Here is a 20,994-nt window from a genome sequence, read left to right on the forward strand (position 1 = left end):
GACTCAGCGGGGGAGCAGGGTGCGGCCCGGGATCACGGTGCCGCGCAGTGACCGGTGCTCGACCGGGCGCGTGGGGTCGTCGATGCGGCCGATGACCAGGTCGATGGCCTCGCGGCCGATGCGCTCGATCGGTTGCTCGAGCGTCGTGAAGCCGATCCAGTCGCTCGCCAGCGGGTAGACGCCGTCGAACCCGGTGACGGAGAGGTCGCGCGGGACCTCGACACCGCGGCGGGCGAGCGCCTCGCACACGTCGAGCATCAGCCGGTCGGTCGGACACATCACCGCGGTCACGCCCGACTCCTGCACGGCGTCCACCAGGTCGGCAGCCAGGTCGTCCGGCGGCCGCACGAAGCTCGCGTCGATGTCGATCACCCGGACGCCACGTGCTCGGAGCCGCTCGAGCATCGCCGACGATCGCGCGTGTTGCGTGATCGCGTTGTCGAGCGGGACGGTGAACACCACGGCCGTGGTGTGGCCGGCATCGGCGACGGCGTCCGCGATGGAGGCCCCACCGTCGACCTCGTCGCAGTAGACGCTCGAGAGCGCCGGGTGCAGCTCCGGCCGACCGGCGACGACGGTGGCGATGCGGGGCGCGAACTCGGCGATGTCGGCGGACGGCATCAGGCCGCTGCACACGACGAGCCCGTCGACGCGCATCGACACGAGTGCGGCGAGGGCGGACTTCTCGTCCTCGACCCGACCGACGCCCGTCGTGGTGACGACCCGGTACCCGAGTTCCGATGCGCGGCGCTCCATCACGGCGTGCAGCGCGGTGTAGACCATGGACGAGGCGTCCCGGACGAGCATCCCGATCGTGTTCGTGCGCCCGCTGACCAGCCCGCGAGCCATCGCGTTCGCGACGTACCCGAGCTCGGCTGCCGCGCGTTCGACGCGTTCGCGGGTCTCGTCCGAGAACCGTCCCGTCCCGGACAGCACACGGCTCACCGCCGACTTCGAGACCCCCGCACGTGCGGCGACGTCGAGGATCGTCGGCTGGGAACCGCGGCTGCCGTTCACGCGTCGGACGCCGGGGCGTCCTGCCGCGACCGCGATCCGGTGAAGCGGAGCACTCCGCGGGCGATCGCGCGCCAGCCGAGCAGGAACACCCCGAGCACGATCGTCGCGACGATGACGAACGAGATCGGCAGCGGGTTGCCGTCGACGTCGCCCTGGCCGGTGGCGACGCGGATGGCCAGACCGACGAAGACCGTGAGGATCCAGACCACGGCACCGGTCGGCCAGAAGCGCAGCGGTCGGGCCCAGGCACCGCTCGTCAGGTAGCCGATCGCCCAACCGGCCAAAAACGGGTAGGCGGTGGTCCAGAGCGCGAGTGCCGTGTTGGCCTCACCGTGCGACGAGCGCCCGATGAGCGCGAAGACGACGATGAGGACGACGTCGATGACGGCTGCGAGCCAACCCCAGGTGCGTGCGTTCACCCGCTCATTCTCGCAGCTGCTGATTCATCCGCTCGCGACTGTGGATGGACGCCGCTGTCCACAGCCTGATCCGGCCGCACTCGCACCGTGCGGGTGTCCGCCAGCATCCGATGCATGGCTGCTCATCCCCGTTTCCCCGCCGTCCCCGACTGCACGGTCCTCGTCGCGCACGAGTCACGGCCGGACGAGGCCGCGGCGATTCGGGTCCGGGCCCGCGCTGGGGAACTGGTCCGCATCGCGCACGGCCGGTACGCGGACGCCGAGCGGTGGAAGGGCCTCCGCCCCGAGCAGCGGCACCACGTGCTCGTGCGATCACTCGTCGACCGGATCAGACCTCGCTTCGTCGTGTCGCACCTGTCGGCGGCAGCGGTCATCGGTGTGCCGCACGTGGGCCGGTGGCCGGAACGAGTCCACCTGACCAGCCCCGGGCGCGATGCGCGGACGACCAACGCGACGTTCGTCGTGCACGCCGACTTCGACCCGTCGATGGCGGGCACGTGGCGGTTCCGCGCGGACGACCTGACCCTGACGGGGTTCGACAGGACGGCCGTGGACCTCGCCATGACCTTGCCGATGACGGAAGCGGTGGTGGCCCTCGACCGGCTCCTCGCCCTCGGCGCGGACCGCGACGCCGTCCTGGACGGGGTCGCGCGGCGGGGACGGAAGGGCCGGCGCCGTGCCCTGCGGTCCGTCGGTTTCGCGGACCCAGCCGCTGACTCGGTGGGGGAGTCGCTGGTCCGGGTCCGCCTGGACGAGTACGGCGCTCCCACCCCGGTGCTGCAACGACGCTTCACCACCCCGGGCGAGCCGGACATCGTCGTGGACTTCTGGCTCCCGGACCAGGGCGTGGTGATCGAGTTCGACGGTGAGGTGAAGTACCGCGATGCAGCGCTGCGCGGAGGGCGGTCGGCGGAGGACGTCGTCATCGCGGAGAAGTACCGCGAGGACCGCTTGCGCTCCTTCCCCGAGGTGCGCGGTGTGATCCGGTACGGCTGGAAGGACGTGTGGGACGAGTCCGCGTTCCGCGCCAAGCTCCGGAATGCACGGGTACCGATGTCGCGGTGACCTCGCACGGTGCGAGGGGCGGCGCGAACGGTGCGAGGTTCCGTACTCGGTGCAGGGCTCAAGGGCGGGCACGGAGTACGGAACCTCGCACCAGAGCGAGCACCGCACCCGGAGTTCACCCGGCGGCGACGCCGGAGGCACCCGGAGTTCACCCGGCAGCGCCACACTCGACCCCGGCGCGGGAACGTTCCCACACGGCCCGCCCGCACGACCCCGCACGCCCCCACCCCGCACACCCCACGCACCACGGAACAGGGAGAACCCACGTGAAGACCCGAGTCCTCGCCGGCCTCGCCATCGCGGCAGCCGCGACCGTCGCACTCTCCGGCTGCGTCCAGAGCGCCAACGCATCGAACGCCTCCGACACCGACGGCACCACCGACCTCACCGTGTTCATCAGCGGCGACACCAACGTCCAGGACCTCTGGGACAAGTCGCTCATCCCCGCCTTCGAGAAGGCGAACCCGAAGATCCACGTCAGCACGAGCATCGACCTGCACGGCGAGCACGACGCCCAGACCCAGGCGAACCTCGCCACCGCGGTCAAGGCCGGCAAGTCCGTCGCGTACGACCTCGTCGACGCCGGCTTCGTCACCACCGCCGGCAAGGCCGGGCTGATGGCACCGGTCAGCGACAGCACGATCCCGAACCTGAAGGACGTCCCGGACGCCACGAAGCAGCAGGGCGGCGACAGTGCCATCCCGTACCGCGCCTCGAGCGTGCTGCTGGCGTACGACGCGAAGAAGGTCACGGACCCGCCGAAGGCCCTCGACGACCTGCTCGCCTGGATCAAGGCCAACCCGGGCGAGTTCGCCTACAACTCCCCGTCGTCCGGCGGTTCGGGTGGCTCCTTCGTGGCCACGGTGCTCGCGAAGTACCTGACGCCCGCCGAGCAGGAGACGATGCAGACGAAGTACGACAAGTCGCTCGAGTCGAAGTGGGACAAGGGCTTCGCGGCCCTGAAGGACCTCGGCCCGTCGACGTACCAGAAGGGCGTCTACCCGAACGGCAACGACCAGGTCGTGCAGCTGCTCGGCAGCGGCCAGATCGCGATGGCCCCGGTCTGGAGCGACCAGTTCATCACCTCGCAGAAGACCGGCATCATCCCGAAGACCACCAAGGCCGTGCAGATCGAGGACCCGTCGTTCACCGGCAGCGCGAGCTTCCTCGGCATCCCCAAGACCGAGCCGAAGGCCAAGAAGGCGGCAGCCGAGAAGCTCGCCGACTTCGTGCTCAGCGCGAAGGGGCAGCAGCTCGTCGCGAGCGCCGTCTCCGGCTACCCGGTGATCCCGCTCGACAGCCTGCCGGCGTCGGTCGCCGAGCAGTTCGCCGACGCGAACCCCTCGCAGCTCCGCCTCGGGTTCCAGAGCGACTTCGCCGCCGACATGAACGCGGCGTGGGACGCGAAGGTCCCGCAGTGACCCAGACCGTCCAGGACGGCCCGGCAACCGGCCGGGAGGCCCGTGGCGACTCCGCCACGGGCCTCCCGCCCGTCCCGCCCCACGCCCAGGGCCCGGCGCACCCCGCCAGTGGACGCACGGCGCAGGAGCGGCTGGCCCGCCGCCGGCGCTGGCAGGGCCTCGCCCTCGTCGCCGCCCCGGTGCTGGTCGTCGTCCTGTTCGTCGGCGTCCCGGTGGTGAACGCCGCCCTGTTCAGCCTCGGGTTCACGGGCGGCCTGAACCAGGCGCTCGCCGACATCGGTGGCGACACCGTGCGCGGCTTCTCGTTCGCGGTCTACGCGACCCTGCTCGGCAACGCCACGTTCCTGCGTGACCTGGTCGCGACGCTCGGGGTCACCGCGCTGTCGACGGGCCTGACCGTGGGGCTCGCCGTCGTCGTCGCGGTGATCCTGCGGCTCCGCGGAGGCTTCCTCGGCAAGACCCTCAGCGTCCTGGCCGTGGTGCCGATCTTCGTGCCGGTGGTCATCGCGAGTTGGTCGATCCTGACCTTCACCGACGCGCAGGGGTTCCTCCGGAGCCTCGGTGCGCAGTTCGGCCTCGACGTCCCGGTGTGGGGCTACACCCTCGTCGCCGTGGTGTTCGGCAGCGTCTGGACCAGCCTGCCGTTCGCGGTGCTGATGATCGCCGGGGCGCTGCAGGGCACTCCGGACGCCCTGGTCGAGGCCGCGAAGGACGCCGGGGCGAGCACCTGGCGCGTCGTCTGGCAGGTGCTCCTGCCGATGGCCGCGACCCCGCTCGTCATCGCGACGACGTTCACCGTGATCGGGGTGCTCGGTTCGTTCACCGTGCCGTACTTCACCGGTCCGAACGCGCCGACGATGCTCGGCGTCGACATCTCGAAGTACTTCCAGGCCTACAACCGTCCGCAGCAGTCGACGGCGATGGCGTTCATCGTGTTCGCGTTCGCCGCGGCCGCGAGCGTCTTCTACCTCCGCTCGACGGTCCGCTCGAACGCGGGCGAACTCGACAAGAAGCGTCAGGAGCAGCAGTGATCAAGCGTCTGACCGGCACCGCCCTCGTCTGGGCGACCGCGATCGTGCTGGCCGTGTTCATCCTCGGGCCGCTCGTCTGGCTGGCCGCCCGGGCCTTCGCCACGACGTGGACCTACCCGAACCTGCTGCCCGACGGCTGGACCCTGCAGTGGTGGGGCACCGTGTTCGAGGACCGCAGCCTGGCCGTCGCGGTGCAGAACTCGCTCGTCCTCGCCCCGCTCACGGTCCTCATCGCCGCGGTGGTCTGCCTGCCCGCCGCGTGGGCGATCAGCCGCATCGAGTTCCCGGGGCGGCGCCTCGTGCTCGTCGGGCTGTTCGCCACGAACGCGTTCCCGAAGATGGGCCTCTTCGTCACGATGTCGGCGATGTTCACCGCGCTGAACCTCATGAACACGGTCACCGGGATCCTGATCGTGCACGTCCTGGGCTGCGTCGTGTTCATGACGTGGCTGCCCGCCGCGGCGTTCTCGGCCGTGCCGCGGTCCCTCGAGGAAGCCGCCCGCGACGCCGGGGCCAGCCGCTGGCGCACCTTCTGGAAGGTGACGTTCCCGATCGCCTGGCCCGGGATCCTCGTCGCGATGGTGATGTCGTTCCTGGCGTCCTTCGACGAGGCGCAGGGCACGTACCTGGTCGGCGCCCCGACGTACATGACGATGCCGACGGCGATGTACTCGCTCGTCCTGAACTCCCCACGCCAGGTCTCGGCGGTGTTCGCGATCGCGCTGAGCATCCCGTCCGTGGTCCTGCTGCTGCTCGCCCGGAAGCACATCATGGGCGGCCGACTGGCGGACGGCTTCCAGATCCGATGACCCGGCCGCGACCGACCGGGCCGACACCCGGACCGACACCGATGACCCACACCAGCACGAAAGGCGACCAGATGACGGACGCAACGCTCGTCGCGGAACGCGCACCGGGCCTCCAGGCCGACGGCAGCACGACGGACCGGACCCGATCCGGCGGCCTCACCATCCGCGGACTGCGCAAGACGCTCGGCGGACGCGACGTCGTCGCCGGCATCGACCTCGACGTCGCGAAGGGCGAGCTCGTCTCGCTCCTCGGGCCGTCCGGCTGCGGCAAGACCACGACGCTCCGCATGGTGGCGGGGTTCCTGCCCGCCGACGGCGGCGTCGTGACCATGGGGGACCGCGACGTCACGTTGCTCGGTCCGGAGCGCCGGCCGAGCGCGATGGTGTTCCAGAACTACGCGCTCTGGCCGCACATGACGGTGACGCAGAACGTCGCGTTCCCGCTGCGGACCCGACGGGTGCCGAAGCAGCGGGTCGCCGAGCGGGTGCGCGACGCGCTCGAGCTCGTCGGCCTCAGCCACCACGCCGGCTCGAAGCCGACCGCGATCTCGGGTGGTGAGCAGCAGCGCGTGGCCCTGGCCCGCGCCATCGTGCAGGAGCCGGACGTCCTGCTCCTCGACGAGCCGCTGTCGAACCTCGACGCGAAGCTCCGCGTGAGCGTCCGCGACGAGATCCGCCGCATCCAGCAGCGGCTCGGCATCACGACCGTGATCGTGACGCACGACCAGGACGAAGCGCTCAGCATCTCCGACCGGATCGCCGTGATGCACGACGGCCGCATCGAGCAGATCGCGACCCCGACCGAGCTCTACGCCCGCCCCGCCACGAGCTTCGTCGCGTCGTTCATCGGGTCGACGAGCGTCGTCACCGGACGGTTCCTCGCCGGCACGTCGGTCAGCCCGACGGCGGCCGACACGGTGCTGATCCGGCCCGAACAGGTCGTGCTCACCGACGACTCGCCGATCCGCGCGACGGTCGCGCGGGTGCTCATGCGGGGGCACTTCGCCGAGGTCGTGCTCAGCACCGACGGCGCGGAGCTCCGTGCCTACGTCACCGGGCCACCGCCGGCGGTCGGCACCGAGACCGGGGTGCGCCTGGGCGAGGTGCTCGTCCACCGCGACGGCGTGCTGCTCGAGGTCGCGCGATGAGCGCGGGGGTCCCGACGTCCGTTGCGGCCGTGTCGGCTGCGTCGGCGTCGGCTTCGGTTGCCGTTGCGGCTGCGGCTGCGGCTGCGGTCGACCAGGTGGTCGCCACCAGTCCGGACGGGAGGCCCGGCGTGCGTCCGCCACGCCTCGTCGCCCACCGCGGTGCGCCGCGTGTCCGCCGTGAGAACACCCTGCCCGCCATCGCGGTCGCCGAGGCGCTCGGCGCCGAGGTGATCGAGGTCGACGTCCGTCGTACCGCCGACGGTGTCGCCGTCCTGCTGCACGACGAGACGCTCGGCCGGATGTGGGGCGACGCCCGCCGGGTGTCCGACGTCGACTGGTGCGACGTCGCCCGGCTCGGCAACGGCCTCGACCGGATCCCGCGGCTCGACGGCGCGCTCGAACGCCTCGACGGCTGCCGGTCGACCCTGCTCGTCGACGTGACCGACGCCGAGGACGCCCTGGTCGCCGCCCGCACCGTCGCGGGCTTCACCGGCTCCACCGCGGTGGCCTGGTGCGGGGCACCGGAGGCGATGGCGGCCGTCCGCTCCGTGCTGCCCGATGCCGACGTCTGGCTGGCATGGGAGTCGCTCGACCCGCCCGTGTCGGCGGACCTCGAGGCGCTCGGCCCGTCCACGCTCAACCTCGACGTCGCGTTCCTCACCCCGCGCACCGTCGAGGTCGCGCACGCCCTGGGCCTGCGCGTCGCCGTCTGGACCATCGACGACGTCGAGCCCGCGATCTGGGCAGCCCGGCTCGGAGTCGACTCGATCACCACGAACGACGTCGGGTCCATCGGAGCGGCCCTGTCGGCGGCCGAGCGGGACGGCTGGCCCGAGCGCGACCGCGAGCCCACCGAGACCGAGGTCGCCTCGCGCGCCCAGGCCCTGGCCCACCGCATCGCCCACGAGGTCATCGCCTACACGCGTGAGCACCCGGTCAGCGAGGTCCACACCAAGGCGAACCCCGCCGACCTGGTCACCGACGTCGACCGCCTGGTGGAGCAGCACGTCCGCTCCCGCGTGCGGATGGTGTTCCCGACGCACGGGTTCACCGGCGAGGAGTACGGCGAGGCCCCCGGCGACCGCCACCGCTGGTTCCTGGACCCCGTCGACGGCACCACCAACCTGGCCAACGGCGTGCCCTGGACCTCGATGTCGCTCTGCCTGACCCGTGGCGGCCGTCCGCTCGTCGGCGTCGTCGCGGACCCCTGGCGCGGCGAGGTGCTCGAAGCCCGACGCGGCCGCGGCGCCACCCTGCGCGACCGCCAGCTCCGACTCGACGACACACCCCGTCCGCTCGCCGGTGCCGTCGTCGGCACCGAGCTCGACGGGCACCGCCCGTGGCCGGGGTTCGGGGCGTTCCTCGACGCCCTGGCCGACCGGTCGTGCACGCTCCGGGTGCAGGGATCGGGGACCTTGACGATCGCCCAGGTCGCGGCCGGGCGGGGGATCGGCGGCTGTGTCTCGGCGTTCAACTCGGTCGACCACGGTGCAGCGGTGCTGCTCGTGCACGAGGCGGGGGGCGTCGTGCTGACGCGGTCCGGCCCCGTCGAGGGCTTCCCACCCGTGGGGGAGCCGTTCCTCGTGGCACACCCGGGGGCCGCGGACGAGCTGCACGCGGTGTGGACGGCGGCGCTCGCCGCGGGGTGAGCACGGTGCGGACTGGAGGCGCGGTGCCAGCCCGGCACGCGCCTCCCGGCCGACTCTGAGCGGGCGCTCAGTCATCCGACGCCGGGGGTTCGTAGTGTTGCAGTCCACGACGGGTCCGACCGGGCCCACCGTGCACCCGAAGGAGCATCGACCATGGGATTCCTCGACCGCCTGCTCGGACGTCCGGAGCGTGACCGATCCGCTGACGCACAGCAGAACCAGTGGGGGCAGCCGCCGCAGCAGCAGGGCTACCGGTACGGCCAGCAGTCCTACCAGCAGCCGGCACCGTCTGCACCGCAGGGCGCAGGCGACCAGTACGGCGTCCCGCAGTGGGGCGGTGCGCCGACGCAGCAGGGTGCGACGACCGACGACGAGCGTGCGGTCGAGCGCTACCGCTACCTGCTCCGCACGGCACCGCCGGAGCGCATCGAGGAGGTCCACGCCGAGGCCTTCGCCAAGCTGACCGACGAGCAGCGCCGCATGGTCTACGACGAGTTCACCCGGACCGCGCCTCCCGGTGAGGCGCCCCGTGGTGACGACCCCCGCTCGCTCGCCCAGTCGGCGACCCGCTCCGAGATCCGCCAGCCGGGCTTCATGGAGCGCTCGCTCGGTGGCGTCGGCGGTGGCGGCGGACGCTTCGGCGGCCAGCGCGGCGGTCCGTCGTTCGGCAGCATGATCGGTGCCTCGATCCTCGGGACCGTGGCCGGCTACGTCATCGGTTCGGCGATCATGAGCGCGTTCCTGCCGGACCCCGGTTCGTTCGATGGCGGTACCGACGCTGCGGGTGACGGTGGTTCGGAGGACACTGGTGCTGAATCCGGCGATGCCGGGGCGTCCGACGGCGGCGCATCCGACGGCGGCGGCTTCGACAATGCGGGCTGGGGCGACAGCGGATCCGACTTCGGCGGTGGCTTCAGCGACTTCGGTGGTGGTGACTTCGACGTCTGAGTGACGTCCGTCGCTCCACCGGACCCCCGGGTACCCACCGTGTCCGACGAAGGAGCGACATGGCCATCATCGAAGCCTCCGGGCTGACCAAGACCTACAAGTCGAAGTCCGGGCCGGTGCACGCGCTGGCCGGACTCGACCTGTCGGTGCCGCAGGGCACCGTGAAGGCGCTGCTCGGGCCGAACGGCGCCGGCAAGACCACGGTGGTGAAGGTGCTGACCACCCTCATCACGCCCGACTCGGGCACCGCGACGATCGACGGCATCGACGTGATCGCCGACCCGCAGGCCACCCGGCGGTCGATCGGGGTGTCCGGGCAGTACGCGGCGGTCGACGAGAACCTGACCGGGTTCGAGAACCTCGAGATGATCGGGCGGCTCTACCACCTGGGCCGCAGGACAGCGCGCGATCGTGCCCGGGAGCTCATCGACGTCTTCGACCTGTCCGAGGCGGGGGACCGTCCGGTGAAGGGCTTCTCCGGCGGCATGCGGCGACGCATCGACCTCGCCGGTGCGCTGGTGATGAACCCGCGCGTGCTGTTCCTCGACGAGCCGACGACGGGCCTCGACCCCCGAAGCCGACTGGCGCTCTGGGGCATCATCGAGGACCTCGTGGCCGAGGGCGCGACGGTGCTCCTCACCACCCAGTACCTGGAAGAAGCCGACCGGCTCGCCGACGACATCGCGGTCATCGACGACGGCGCGGTCATCGCCGAGGGCACCGCGGACCAGCTCAAGGCGCAGGTCGGCGGGCACCGCGTGGTCGTGACCCTGGTGGACGAGGCCGACGGCGACGCGGCGACGACGGTGCTGCGGCGGTACGGGGTCGGCGAGGTCGAGACCTCGGGCGACGGCCGAACCCGTGCCATCGCGGTGGAGGCCGGTCCGGCAGCCCTGCAGCGCGTGCTCGCCGACCTGGGCGAGGCCGGCATCGAACTCCACGACGCCGGCATGCGGCGTCCGACCCTCGACGACGTCTTCCTCCGCCTGACCGGACACGCCGCGACGGACGACGACGCCGGCGCACCCGCGGCCACCAAGCAGAAGGAGACGGCACGATGACCACCACGTCCCTCGCGCCGGGCCGCCAGCTGCCCGTCGTCGTCACCTCGCCGCTCGCCGTCTGGGTCGAGGACGGCTGGACCGTCACCAAGCGGAACCTCATCAAGCTCAAGCGGTCGCCGGACATGCTCGTGTTCGCCGTGCTGCAGCCGATCATGTTCGTGCTGCTGTTCAGCCAGGTCTACGGCGGCGCCATCCAGGTGCAGGGGACCGACTACACGCAGTTCCTGATGGCGGGGATCTTCGCGCAGACCGTGGTGTTCGGCGCGACGTTCTCCGGGTCGGCGATGGCGCAGGACCTGAAGGAGGGGCTGATCGACCGGTTCCGGACGCTGCCGATGTCGGCGTCCGCCGTGCTGGTGGGGCGCACGAACTCCGACCTCGTCCTGAACTCGATCTCGATGGCGATCATGATGCTCACCGGGCTCGCGGTCGGGTGGCGGGTGAACTCGTCGCCGCTCGAGTTCCTGGCCGGCATCGCCCTGCTGCTGCTGTTCAGCTACGCGTTCAGCTGGGTCATGGCGCTGCTCGGCATGAGCGTCAAGACGCCGGAGGTCATCAACAACGCCTCGTTCATGATCCTGTTCCCGCTGACGTTCATCTCGAACGCGTTCGTGCCGAGCGACACCCTGCCGCTGGTGCTGCGCGTGTTCGCGGAGTGGAACCCGGTGTCGTCGCTCGTGCAGGCCGCGCGAGAGCTCTTCGGCAACGTCGGGTCCGCGCCGGTGCCGGACATCTGGACGATGCAGCACCCCGTGCTGACCGTCCTGATCGGGATCGCCGTGATGCTCGTGGTGTTCGTGCCGTGGGCGGTCAACAAGTACACCCGCATCAGCGCGAAGTGACGCCGGCGTGGGCGCTCAGAGCAGCTTGCGCTGCAGCGCCCACGCGGTCAGCTCGTGCCGGTTCGACAGCTGGAGCTTCCGCAGGACCTTCGACACGTGTGTCTCGACGGTCTTCACCGAGATGAACAGCTCCGTCGCGACCTCCTTGTAGGCGTACCCGCGCGCGATGAGCCGCATGACCTCCTGCTCGCGGGCGGACAGGCGGTCCAGCTCGGCGTCGTGCTGCGCCGTCTCGCCGCTGACCGCTCCGAACGCGTCGAGCACGAAGCCGGCCAGGCGCGGCGAGAACACCGCGTCCCCGTCCGCCACACGGGTCACGGCCTCGGCGACCTCGGCACTCGACGAGCTCTTCGTGATGTACCCGCGGGCGCCGGCGCGGATGACCCGCACCACGTCGTCGGCGGCGTCCGACACGCTCAGCGCGAGGAACCGGGTGTCCGCGTTCTCCGGTGTGGATCGCGTGATGACCTCGGCACCGCCGCCGCCGGCGCCGCCCGGCAGGTGCACGTCGAGCAGGACGACGCGTGGGCGGGTGGCCGCGACGAGCGTCACGGCTTCGTCGACGGTCGCCGCCTCACCCACGACCTGGAGGCCCGGTGGCAGTCCGGCGCGCACGCCGGCTCGGAAGATGGAGTGGTCGTCGACGATCGCGACGGTCAACGGGGCGGGCTCGGTCATGCGTGCTCCTCGTCGTGCGCCGCGGGTGCGAGCGGCAGGGTCAGCCGGACTTCGGTGCCGGTGCGGCCCGGCCCCGGCGCGATGGTCGCGTGGCCGCCGAGGCGCTGCATCCGGCCGATGATCGACTCGCGGACGCCGTACCGGCCCGCGGGCACCGCGTCGACGTCGAAGCCCGGGCCGCGGTCGCGGATGCTGAGCTCGACCCGGTCGCCGGCGGTCTCGGCGTACACGCTCACGGTCCCACCGGCGTGCCGGGCGGCGTTGAGCATCGCCTCGCGGGCGGCGGCGACGAGCCCGTCCGGCAGGTCGCTGCGGGCGGGTCCGACCGCGATGACCTCGATGCGGGCGGGGTACTCGGCCTCGATGTCCACGGCGGCGCCCTGCAGCTGCGCGCCGAGGTCGCGCGCCGGTTCCGCCCGCTCGGTGAAGAGCCAGGACCGCAGTTCGCGCTCCTGCGCACGCGCCAGCCGTGCCGCGTCCGAACCCGGCTCGGCCTTCTGCTGGATGAGGGCGAGGGTCTGCAGCACCGAGTCGTGCAGGTGTGCCGCGAACTCGGCGCGCTCGAGGTCGCGGACGCGGGCGGCGCGTTCCTCGGCGAGGTCGCGGACGAGTCGGACCACCCACGGAGCGACCACGACGGCGACCCCGACCAGGACGGCGACCGCGGCGGTGAGGACTGTCCAGACGTTCGGGCGGCTGCTCGTCGTGAAGAACAGCAGGATGCCGAGCACGACGAGCACCAGGGCCCCGAGCGCCCGGACGACGAGGGCGGAGGACCCGGCGGTGCGGACGTTGCGGAGTGCGTCGAACTGCCGCCAGGCGAGTGCGGCGCCGGTGACGACCACGACGCCGGGGACGATGACCTCGAGGGGGACGGCCACCCCCATCCGCGCTGCGACCACCGCGCCGGCGGCGCCGAGCAGTGCCACGCCGAGCAGGATCTCGACGACCGGGGCGCGACGGTCGGACACGGGGTCGTCGTCGTCTCCGTCGACGGCAGGCGTCAAGAAGGACTTGAGCGGTGCGCGGCCCGAGGCCGAACCGGCGGGCGCACTCGGGACGGTCGCCCAGAGCCAGGCGTAGAGCAGCAGCCCGGCGCCACCGCAGACCACCAGGACCGCGGTGGCGAGCCGGACGGCCCCGACCGGCAGCCCGGTGCGCGCCGCGAACCCGCTGCAGACCCCGCCGACGACCCTGGGGGTCGGGCGCGTCATCGTCGCGGTGGCCATGGGGCAATCCTGGCACCCGGACGGCCCCCGCAGCAGTGTTCGGGGCCGGGATCAGGGACCGGTCAGGGGGAACCCCGATGGTGTCGGCGCAGCACTGCCGGGATGCTGGTGGCCATGACCGATCACCAGCACGACTCCGCTCCCGGCACCGCCGCCGGCAGCGCCGACTCGACGACCCGGTTCTTCGACTGGGTCCGTGGCCTCGGCATCGCGCGCACCGACGACCGCTGGCTCGCCGGCGTGTGCGGTGCCGTCGCCCGCCGCACCGGGCTCGATCCACTCGTGGTCCGCGGCGTGACGATCGTCGTCGCGCTGCTGGGCGGGCCGGTCTTCCTCGCCTACGCCGTCGGCTGGGCGCTGCTGCCCGACACCGCCGGACGCATCTACGTCGAACGGATGATCCGCGGGGTCCTCGACCCGGCGCTCATCGCGATCGGCGCCTTCGTGGCACTCACCTTCGTGCCCGCCGCCCGCGGCCTCTGGTGGCAGGGGGTCCCGGACGCCTGGGGGATGCCCGGCTGGCTCGAGGCGACCCTGGCCACCGCGTGGAGCATCGTGCTCGTCGGCGGGATCGTCTGGCTCATCGTGGTCCTGGCCCGACGCGGGGTGGACGGTGAGCGGACCGCGAGCACCGGCACCGGCACCGGCACCGGCCCGACCGCTGCCCCGCGGGGCGACTTCTGGACCAGCCCCGAGGAGCCGCACCCGGCCCGGAACGCGTGGACCGCGGAGGCGACCGGTGCGACGGACGCGGGACGGGCCTCCTGGCAGTGGGGTGCACCCGCGAGCCCCGAGGACCGGCGACGGCAGCAGGAGGAGCGGATGCGCGCCGAACGCGAGCGGGCGGCCGAACGGCGGGCCGAGCGGGTGGAGCGTCGACCCGGGGCGGCGTACGTCGCCGTGTCCCTCGGACTCGCACTCGTCGCCGGAGCCGGGGTCGCGTTCTGGGCACAGCAGGCCGGGTGGTCCGTCCCGGTCCTCGGGATCGCCGCGGCGCTCGCGGTGCTGGCGATCGCCACGATCGTCGCCGGGATCCGCGGCCGCGACGACGACGTGCTCGGACTGTTCTCGACGGTCGCCGCGGTGGCCCTGGTGGTCACCGGGGTCCTGCCCGCCGGCACGCAGGTCTCGCTGATCGGCGGCACCACGTGGCAGGTGGAACGGGCCGCGTCGGGGACCGAACGGAACTTCGCGATGCTGGCTGGCGGTCCGACGCTGGACCTCCGCGAGCTCGAACCGTCGGCGGTCGGGGGCGACGTGAGCCTCTGGCTGGGCGCCGGCGGAGCCGAGGTGCTGCTGCCGACCGACCTGCCGGTGCGGGTCGAGGTGAGCGGTGTCGGCTACGGGATCGACACCGGCGGGGGCGACGACGACGGCACCGGTGGGGTGCTCCGGACCACCACGCTCGAGAACCGTGCGGCACGCACGGCCGATGCGGACGAGACGACGACGGTGCACCTGTGGATCCTCGGCGGCGGCGTCGACGTGCCGCGGGCGATCACGGTCGGCGAGTGAGGAACGGGACGATGACGAACGACGGAACGACCAACGACGAGACGACTGCGCCGATGGCTCCACCGGCGGCTCCCGACGGGCCCGTCCGGCGGCCCGCACGCCGTGGCGCACGGTTCGGCACGATCCTGTGGGGTGTCCTGATGCTCGTGTTCGCCGGGGCGATGGCCGTGAGTGCGCTGCCGATGTTCTCAGTGGACACCACGACCCTGCTGCTCGCCGCCTGCATCGCCGCCGGTGTGCTGCTGGTCGTGGCCGGGATCGTGGCGACACTGTCCCGCACACGGCGGTAGTGGGAGCGCCCCGTCCACAGGACCGTCCGGGTGTGCACGGGGGTCACCCGGACGGCTTAGCATCATCCACGTGACCGCGACAGACGCCGAGCGGGCCGCCCAGCGCGACGCCACCGAGCAGCCCCTCGACCGCAGCACCCGCCTGCGCCGGTGGATGCTGCACGGGGCCGACCAGGGAGCCTCCCACCAGGGCCCGCACCAGGTCGAGGTCGAGAAGACCCATCCGTGGTGGCGGGTCATGTGCCTGACCGGCGTCGACTACTTCTCCACCCTCGGGTACCAGCCCGCCATCGCCGCGCTCGCCGCGGGGCTGCTGTCGCCGATCGCGACGATCGTCCTCGTGCTCGTCACGCTGTTCGGCGCGCTGCCGGTGTACCGACGGATCGCGCATGACAGCTTCCGGGGCGCCGGGTCGATCATGATGCTCGAGAAGCTCCTGCCGTGGTGGGCGGGCAAGCTGCTCGTGCTGGTGCTGCTCGGGTTCGCCGTGACGGACTTCATGATCACGATGACCCTGTCGGCGGCCGACGCCACGGCGCACATCGCCGAGAACCCGTACACGCCGCACTGGTTCACCGAGATCCCGGTGCCGCTCACCCTGGCGCTGCTGCTCCTGCTCGGCATCGTGTTCCTGCGCGGGTTCAAGGAGGCCATCGGCATCGCGGTCGGCCTCGTCGCGGTGTTCCTCGCCCTGAACGCCGTCGTCATCATCGTCGCCCTCTGGCACGTGTTCGAGAACCCGATGGTGGCGAGCGACTGGTGGTCCGGGCTGACGGCACAGCACAGCAACCCGCTCGTGATGGTCGGCATCGCCCTGATCGTGTTCCCGAAGCTCGCGCTCGGGCTCTCCGGCTTCGAGACCGGTGTCGCGGTGATGCCGCAGGTCCGCGGCGACGCCACCGACGACACCAGCGACCGACCCGAGGGCCGGATCCGCGGCACCAAGCGCCTGCTGACCGTCGCCGCGCTCATCATGAGCTCGTTCCTCATCACGTCGTCGATCGTGACGACGTTCCTCATCCCGCAGCGAGAGTTCCAGCCGGGCGGCGGTGCGAACGGGCGCGCCCTGGCGTACCTGGCGCACGAGTACATGGGCGGCGTGTTCGGGTCGATCTACGACTTCTCGACGGTCGCCATCCTGTGGTTCGCCGGCGCGAGCGCGATGGCGGGGCTCCTCAACCTGGTGCCGCGGTTCCTGCCCCGCTACGGCATGGCACCGCAGTGGGCGCGTGCGGTGCGTCCCCTCGTGATCATCTTCACGCTCATCGCGTTCGTGATCACGATCATCTTCCAGGCCGACGTCGACGCGCAGGGCGGCGCCTACGCCACCGGCGTGCTCGTGCTCATCACGAGCGCCGCGGTCGCGGTGACGCTGTCCGCGCGCCGCAAGCAGCAGCGCAAGCGCACCATCGCGTTCGGCGTGATCTCGGTCGTGTTCGTCTACACCACGGTCGCCAACGTGATCGAGCGGCCCGACGGCGTGCGGATCGCGGCGATCTTCATCATCGCGATCGTCGTGGTGTCGCTCATCTCGCGCGTGCGGCGTTCGTTCGAGCTCCGGGCATCGTCGATCGAGCTCGACGCGACGGCCCGCCAGTTCGTCGAGGCCGACGCCGACCAGTTCAGCTCGATCTGCATCATCGCCAACGAGCCCGGTGCCGGCACGGCCGAGGCGTACCGGGCGAAGGGGCGCGAGGAACGCCGCGACTCCGGCATCCCCGCCCGCGTGCCGACGATGTTCCTCGAGGTCCTGCCCGCCGACTCGTCCGACTTCGAAGAGGACCTGGTGGTCGAAGGCCACGTCATCCACGGGTTCCGCGTGCTCAAGGTCCGCTCCGGCAACGTCCCGAACACCATCGCGTCGACACTCCTCGCCATCCGCGACCTCGCCGGTGTGGTGCCGAGCATCTACTTCGAGTGGAACGAGGGCAGCCCGATCCGGAACGCCCTGCGCTTCGTGTTCACCGGTGCCGGCGACGTCGCCCCCGTCACGCGCGAGGTCCTGCGCGAAGCGGAACCCGAGGTCAACCGACGGCCCAACGTCCACGTCGCGTGAGCCACGGACCGGGCGCGGGGCGTGCCTCCAGGCCCGTCGGCGGCCTGGCGGCGATCGCGGTCGCCGCAGCGGTCTGGGGCACCACCGGGACCGCGACGCACTTCGCGCCCGGTGTGCCGGCGTTCGTGTTCGGTGCGGTCACCTTCGGGCTCGGCGGGCTCGTGCTCGCCGCCACCGCGGGCCGGGGCACGCTGCGTGCCGTCACGCAGCGCCGGACGCGCGGCTGGGCACTGCTCGGCGCCGCGTCGCTCGTGGTCTACGCGGTCGCGTTCTACGCGGCCCTCGCCGACGCCGGGGTCGCGCTCGGCACAACCCTGGCCATCGGCTCGTCGCCCGTCTTCGCCGGCCTGGTCGAGTGGATCGCCGACCGCAGACGCGTCACCCGCCGGTGGGTCGTCGCCACCCTGGTGAGCGTGGTCGGCATGGTCGTCGTGACCCTCGCACGCTCCGAGCACGACGGCGGCGGGCGGTCACTCGCGGTCGGCGTCGGCAGCGCGCTGCTCGCCGGTCTGACGTACGCGCTGTACTCGTGGGCGGTGGCGCGGGGGATGCACGCCGCGACGAGCCGCATGCCGATCGCCGTCGGTCGCACGGAGTCCGACAGCATGCGCGTCGGCGGGGACGTCGGGGTCGCGGCCGCACGGGCTGCCCGCGGGCCGAACGAACGGGGGCTCGTCGGCGCGGTGTTCGGGGTGGCGGCGGTGCCGCTCGTCGTGCTCGCCGTGGTGGCGGGCGGGCCGTTCCTGACCGACGCCGGCAACTGGCCGGTGTTCCTGTACCTGGCGCTGGTGCCGACGGTGATCGGTCACTCGCTCTACGCGCTCGGCCTCCGGACGGTGACGGCGTCGGTCGCGACGCTGCTGTCCTTGCTCGAGCCCGTCGTGGCGGCGGTGCTCGCGGTGCTCGTGGTGGGGGAGCGCCTGGGCATCGGCGGATGGGCCGGCATCGTGCTGGTGGTCGCTGGGCTGTCCGTGCTGGCGCTGCCTGCGCGGCGGGCCGGCTGAGCGGCGCCGCCCGGTACCCGCCCGGCGCGCGAATTGAGCCGCGCCGCCCGGTGCCCGCGCGTCAGCCGTCCAGGATCTGGTCCCGCACCTTCCGCCGCAGCACCTTGCCGATCATCGAGCGCGGCAGGTCCTCGACCACGACGACCCGGCGCGGCACCTTGTACGCCGCCAGGTGCTCGCGTGACCAGGCCCGGAGCGCGGCCGCGTCGAACGTCGAGGGGTCCTTCGGCACGACCGCGGCGACGACCTGCTCGTTGCCGCCCTGCGTGATGCCGACGACCGCGACCTCCTTGACGCTGGGGTGCTTGAGCAGGGTGTCCTCGACCTCGGACGGCGACACGTTGAAGCCGCCGGTGATGATGAGTTCCTTGAGGCGGTCGACGATCCGGACGTACCCGTCGGCGTCGATGGCCACGATGTCGCCGGTGCGGAACCAGCCGTCGGGCGTGAAGACCTCGTCGGTGGCTTCGGCCTTGCCCCAGTAGCCGCGGAACACCTGCGGTCCACGGACCTGCAGTTCGCCGGGCTCGTCGATCCCGAGCACCTTCGTGTCGTCGTCGGGGTCGACCACGCGCGCCTCGGTGGAGGACAGCGGCAGGCCGATCGATCCGAGTCGACGCTCGGGGGAGACCGGGTTGGCCATCAGGACCGGGGAGCACTCGGACAGGCCGTAGCCCTCGACCAGGTAGCCGTCGGTCCGGGCCTCCCACGGTTCGACGATGTCCTGCGACAGCGGCATGGCGCCGGAGATGCCGATCTCGATGCCCTTGAGCGACACCTTCGCCGAGTCGGCCGCGTGCTGCAGCCGCGCGTAGATCGGCGGCACGGCCGGCAGGAACGTCGGCGGGTGGCGCTTGATCGCCGTCAGGACGAGGGCGGGGTCGAACGCGGGGAAGAGCACGAGCCGCGAGGCCATGCTCATCGCGAAGGTCAGGCAGAGCGTCAGGCCGTAGGCGTGGAACATCGGCAGCACCGCGTACACGACGTTGTCGCCGCGGCGGATCTGCGGCACCCACGCCCGGGCCTGCGCGGCGTTCGCCAGCAGGTTCCGGTGGCTCAGCACTGCGCCCTTCGGCGTCCCGGTGGTGCCGGACGTGTACTGGATCAGCGCGACGTCGTCGGTGGCCGGCCGCGGGTGCCGCTTCGACAGCTTGCGGGTGTCGGCGAGGTCGTCCCACTTGACGGTGCCGCGCACCTTCGCCGTCAGCTTCGCGTGGGATTCCCTGGCCTTCGCGACCGGCAGCGCCAGGGCGAGCCGGGTGCTCCGGGGCATGGCGCGGGTGATGTCGACCGAGACGATCGCGTCGAGGTGCACGTCGGCCGGGAAGTCCTGCAGCGTCGCGACGGACTTGTCCCACGCGATGGCGACCTTGGCGCCGTGGTCCTCGAACTGGTGGCGGAGCTCCCGCGGCGTGTACAGCGGGTTGTGCTCGACCACGATCGCGCCGAGCCGCAGCACCGCGTAGAACGCCACGATGTGCTGCGGGCAGTTCGGCAGGACGATGGCGACGCGGTCACCAGCCCCCACGCCGAGCTTCCGGAGGCCGTTCGCCGCACGGAGGATCTGCTCCTCGAGGTCGGCGTAGCTCGTGGTGCGCTTGAAGAACTCGAGGGCGACCTGCCTGGGGAACTTCCGGGCCGACTGCTCGACCAGGTCGTACAGGGAACCACTCTGTTCCTCGATGTCGTGCGGGACCCCCGGGGCGTACGAGGCAAGCCAGGGACGAGGCGTGTCGATGCTCACCCGACCCAACCTAGTGGGCCACCCCCGTGCACGCTGGGAGGGCCACTTTGCGCGATGCCACCCCAGCGCCCAGGTGACGGACGGAACATGACGACATGTCCACTGTCTCCGACGTCTTCCGGTCCCGCCTCAACCAGACGTTCACGGGTGGTTCGACCGGCACGGAAGCCTGGATGGACGACCTGGAACACGGCACCGACGCGGGCTTCTTCGGTCCGGGCTCCGCCACGTGGGCGGTGCACGGCGGCAGCCACGGCATCGTCGCCGGCGTGCGGGCACTGCTCGTCCAGGCGCTGCACCCCGGCGCACTCGCCGGCGTCGCCGACCACTCCCGGTACCGCGAGGACCCGTTCGGTCGTCTGGCCGGCACCAGTCGGTGGATCGCCACCGTCACGTACGGCGACCGGCAGACCGCCCGCAGCGGCAGCGACTGGGTGCTCCGGCTGCACGAGCGCGTCCGCGGGCAGTACGTCGACGCGCACGGCACCACCCGCCCCTACGCGGCGAACGACCCGGACCTGGCGCGCTGGGTGCACCTCGCCTTCACCGACGCGTTCCTCCGCGCCGCCCAGCGCTGGGGAGGCCCGATCCCCGGCGGCGCCGACGCCTACGTGCGGGAGTGGGCCGAGGCCGGGCGCCTCATGCGCATCGTCGACCCGCCCGAGTCCGAGGCGGAGCTCCGTGCCCAGATGAACGGGTACCTCGACCGCGGCGAACTCCTGGTCGACTCGCGCACCCGCGACGTCGTCCGGTTCATCAAGGACCCGCCGCTCTCCCGTCTGCTGCGACCCGGCTACCGCGCCGTGTTCCAGGGCGCCGTGTCCACGCTCGACCCGCGGCACCGCTCGCTCCTCGGCCTCCGTGCGCCGATCGTCGGCCCGGTGGAGCTGCCGGTGGTCCGCACCACGAAGCTCGTGCTCGACGGGATCGGTGCGGTGCTCGATGACCAGACCGGTTCCGAACGGGCCGCGCGGCGGCGCATCGCGCGCCTGCAGCGCGCCGACGGCAGCGCGGTCGCCTGAGCACGGCGGTCACCGCGACCACATGACGGACGGGAGGCACGGT

At 72.1% G+C, this 20,994-nt stretch carries 19 protein-coding genes; 14 read left to right on the forward strand and 5 right to left on the reverse strand.

Translation table 11 applies throughout. The features are described 5' to 3' along the window. Positions 1–3: 3 nt before the first annotated feature. Both QRN49_RS15400 and QRN49_RS15405 read right to left on the reverse strand, forming a co-directional pair. Positions 4–1,017 carry a LacI family DNA-binding transcriptional regulator gene (locus QRN49_RS15400; RefSeq protein WP_027464613.1) on the reverse strand — a complete coding sequence of 338 codons (1,014 nt, stop codon included), beginning with the start codon at positions 1,015–1,017 and terminating at the stop codon, positions 4–6. Next, positions 1,014–1,436, reverse strand: a complete 423-nt coding sequence (locus QRN49_RS15405) for a DUF3054 domain-containing protein (protein ID WP_284756585.1) — start codon at positions 1,434–1,436, stop codon at positions 1,014–1,016. Before QRN49_RS15405 ends, QRN49_RS15400 begins: the two co-directional genes overlap by 4 nt. A gap of 114 nt (positions 1,437–1,550) precedes the next feature. Here QRN49_RS15405 and QRN49_RS15410 point away from each other — a divergent pair, with 114 nt between their 5' ends. The 9 genes from QRN49_RS15410 (at position 1,551) to QRN49_RS15450 (ending at position 11,413) form a co-directional block, all read left to right on the forward strand. Further along, on the forward strand, positions 1,551–2,501 hold the full coding sequence (locus QRN49_RS15410) for a hypothetical protein (protein WP_071405478.1): 951 nt from the start codon (positions 1,551–1,553) through the stop codon (positions 2,499–2,501). A 266-nt stretch (positions 2,502–2,767) separates the two neighbouring features. Continuing rightward, entirely contained in the window at positions 2,768–3,922 is a 1,155-nt protein-coding gene (locus tag QRN49_RS15415) for an extracellular solute-binding protein (RefSeq protein ID WP_284756586.1), read from the forward strand. Continuing rightward, on the forward strand, positions 3,919–4,953 hold the full coding sequence (locus QRN49_RS15420) for an ABC transporter permease (RefSeq protein WP_111034030.1): 1,035 nt from the start codon (positions 3,919–3,921) through the stop codon (positions 4,951–4,953). The genes QRN49_RS15415 and QRN49_RS15420 overlap by 4 nt, the downstream gene beginning before the upstream one ends. Next, positions 4,950–5,762, forward strand: coding sequence for an ABC transporter permease (locus QRN49_RS15425; RefSeq protein ID WP_128781245.1), 813 nt, complete (start codon positions 4,950–4,952; stop codon positions 5,760–5,762). The genes QRN49_RS15420 and QRN49_RS15425 overlap by 4 nt, the downstream gene beginning before the upstream one ends. Before the next feature lie 71 nt (positions 5,763–5,833). Then, entirely contained in the window at positions 5,834–6,910 is a 1,077-nt protein-coding gene (locus tag QRN49_RS15430; protein ID WP_282819418.1) for an ABC transporter ATP-binding protein, read from the forward strand. A gap of 128 nt (positions 6,911–7,038) precedes the next feature. Further along, the gene (locus QRN49_RS15435) at positions 7,039–8,559 is read left to right on the forward strand and encodes an inositol monophosphatase family protein (protein ID WP_284756587.1); all 1,521 of its coding nucleotides are present in this window, start codon (positions 7,039–7,041) and stop codon (positions 8,557–8,559) included. A 153-nt stretch (positions 8,560–8,712) separates the two neighbouring features. Beyond that, positions 8,713–9,507, forward strand: coding sequence for a hypothetical protein (locus QRN49_RS15440; protein WP_284756588.1), 795 nt, complete (start codon positions 8,713–8,715; stop codon positions 9,505–9,507). Positions 9,508–9,566: 59 nt separating this feature from the next. Beyond that, positions 9,567–10,568 (forward strand): ATP-binding cassette domain-containing protein, encoded by a 1,002-nt coding sequence (locus QRN49_RS15445; RefSeq protein ID WP_111022661.1) that lies wholly within the window; start codon positions 9,567–9,569, stop codon positions 10,566–10,568. After that, a complete protein-coding gene (locus QRN49_RS15450; protein ID WP_051596514.1) occupies positions 10,565–11,413 on the forward strand; it encodes an ABC transporter permease in 849 nt (282 codons plus the stop codon). The genes QRN49_RS15445 and QRN49_RS15450 overlap by 4 nt, the downstream gene beginning before the upstream one ends. 15 nt (positions 11,414–11,428) lie before the next feature. Here the strand turns inward: QRN49_RS15450 and QRN49_RS15455 are convergent, their stop codons facing one another. Both QRN49_RS15455 and QRN49_RS15460 read right to left on the reverse strand, forming a co-directional pair. Continuing rightward, a complete protein-coding gene (locus tag QRN49_RS15455; RefSeq protein ID WP_284756589.1) occupies positions 11,429–12,091 on the reverse strand; it encodes a LuxR C-terminal-related transcriptional regulator in 663 nt (220 codons plus the stop codon). Continuing rightward, positions 12,088–13,320: an ATP-binding protein gene (locus tag QRN49_RS15460; RefSeq protein ID WP_284756590.1), complete on the reverse strand. Its 1,233-nt coding sequence runs from the start codon at positions 13,318–13,320 to the stop codon at positions 12,088–12,090. Before QRN49_RS15460 ends, QRN49_RS15455 begins: the two co-directional genes overlap by 4 nt. Before the next feature lie 114 nt (positions 13,321–13,434). Here QRN49_RS15460 and QRN49_RS15465 point away from each other — a divergent pair, with 114 nt between their 5' ends. The 4 genes from QRN49_RS15465 to QRN49_RS15480 all read left to right on the forward strand — a co-directional run bounded on the left by QRN49_RS15465 (position 13,435) and on the right by QRN49_RS15480 (position 18,185). Further along, entirely contained in the window at positions 13,435–14,835 is a 1,401-nt protein-coding gene (locus QRN49_RS15465) for a PspC domain-containing protein (protein ID WP_284756591.1), read from the forward strand. An 11-nt stretch (positions 14,836–14,846) separates the two neighbouring features. Beyond that, positions 14,847–15,125: a hypothetical protein gene (locus QRN49_RS15470; RefSeq protein WP_111111221.1), complete on the forward strand. Its 279-nt coding sequence runs from the start codon at positions 14,847–14,849 to the stop codon at positions 15,123–15,125. 154 nt (positions 15,126–15,279) lie between these two features. Then, positions 15,280–17,181 (forward strand): APC family permease, encoded by a 1,902-nt coding sequence (locus QRN49_RS15475; RefSeq protein ID WP_245164602.1) that lies wholly within the window; start codon positions 15,280–15,282, stop codon positions 17,179–17,181. Then, entirely contained in the window at positions 17,178–18,185 is a 1,008-nt protein-coding gene (locus QRN49_RS15480) for an EamA family transporter (protein WP_284756592.1), read from the forward strand. The genes QRN49_RS15475 and QRN49_RS15480 overlap by 4 nt, the downstream gene beginning before the upstream one ends. Positions 18,186–18,246: 61 nt before the next feature. Here the strand turns inward: QRN49_RS15480 and QRN49_RS15485 are convergent, their stop codons facing one another. Further along, positions 18,247–19,929: a long-chain-fatty-acid--CoA ligase gene (locus QRN49_RS15485; RefSeq protein ID WP_284756593.1), complete on the reverse strand. Its 1,683-nt coding sequence runs from the start codon at positions 19,927–19,929 to the stop codon at positions 18,247–18,249. Between the two features lie 95 nt (positions 19,930–20,024). On the opposite strand from QRN49_RS15485, the gene QRN49_RS15490 reads away from it, so the two are divergent. Continuing rightward, complete coding sequence (locus QRN49_RS15490; protein ID WP_110864492.1) at positions 20,025–20,951, forward strand: oxygenase MpaB family protein; 927 nt, start codon at positions 20,025–20,027, stop codon at positions 20,949–20,951. Positions 20,952–20,994 lie beyond the last annotated feature (43 nt).

Origin of the sequence: Curtobacterium sp. ME-Dv--P-122a (assembly GCF_030209645.1) — a bacterium.
Taxonomy (GTDB): Bacteria; Actinomycetota; Actinomycetes; order Actinomycetales; family Microbacteriaceae; genus Curtobacterium; species Curtobacterium flaccumfaciens.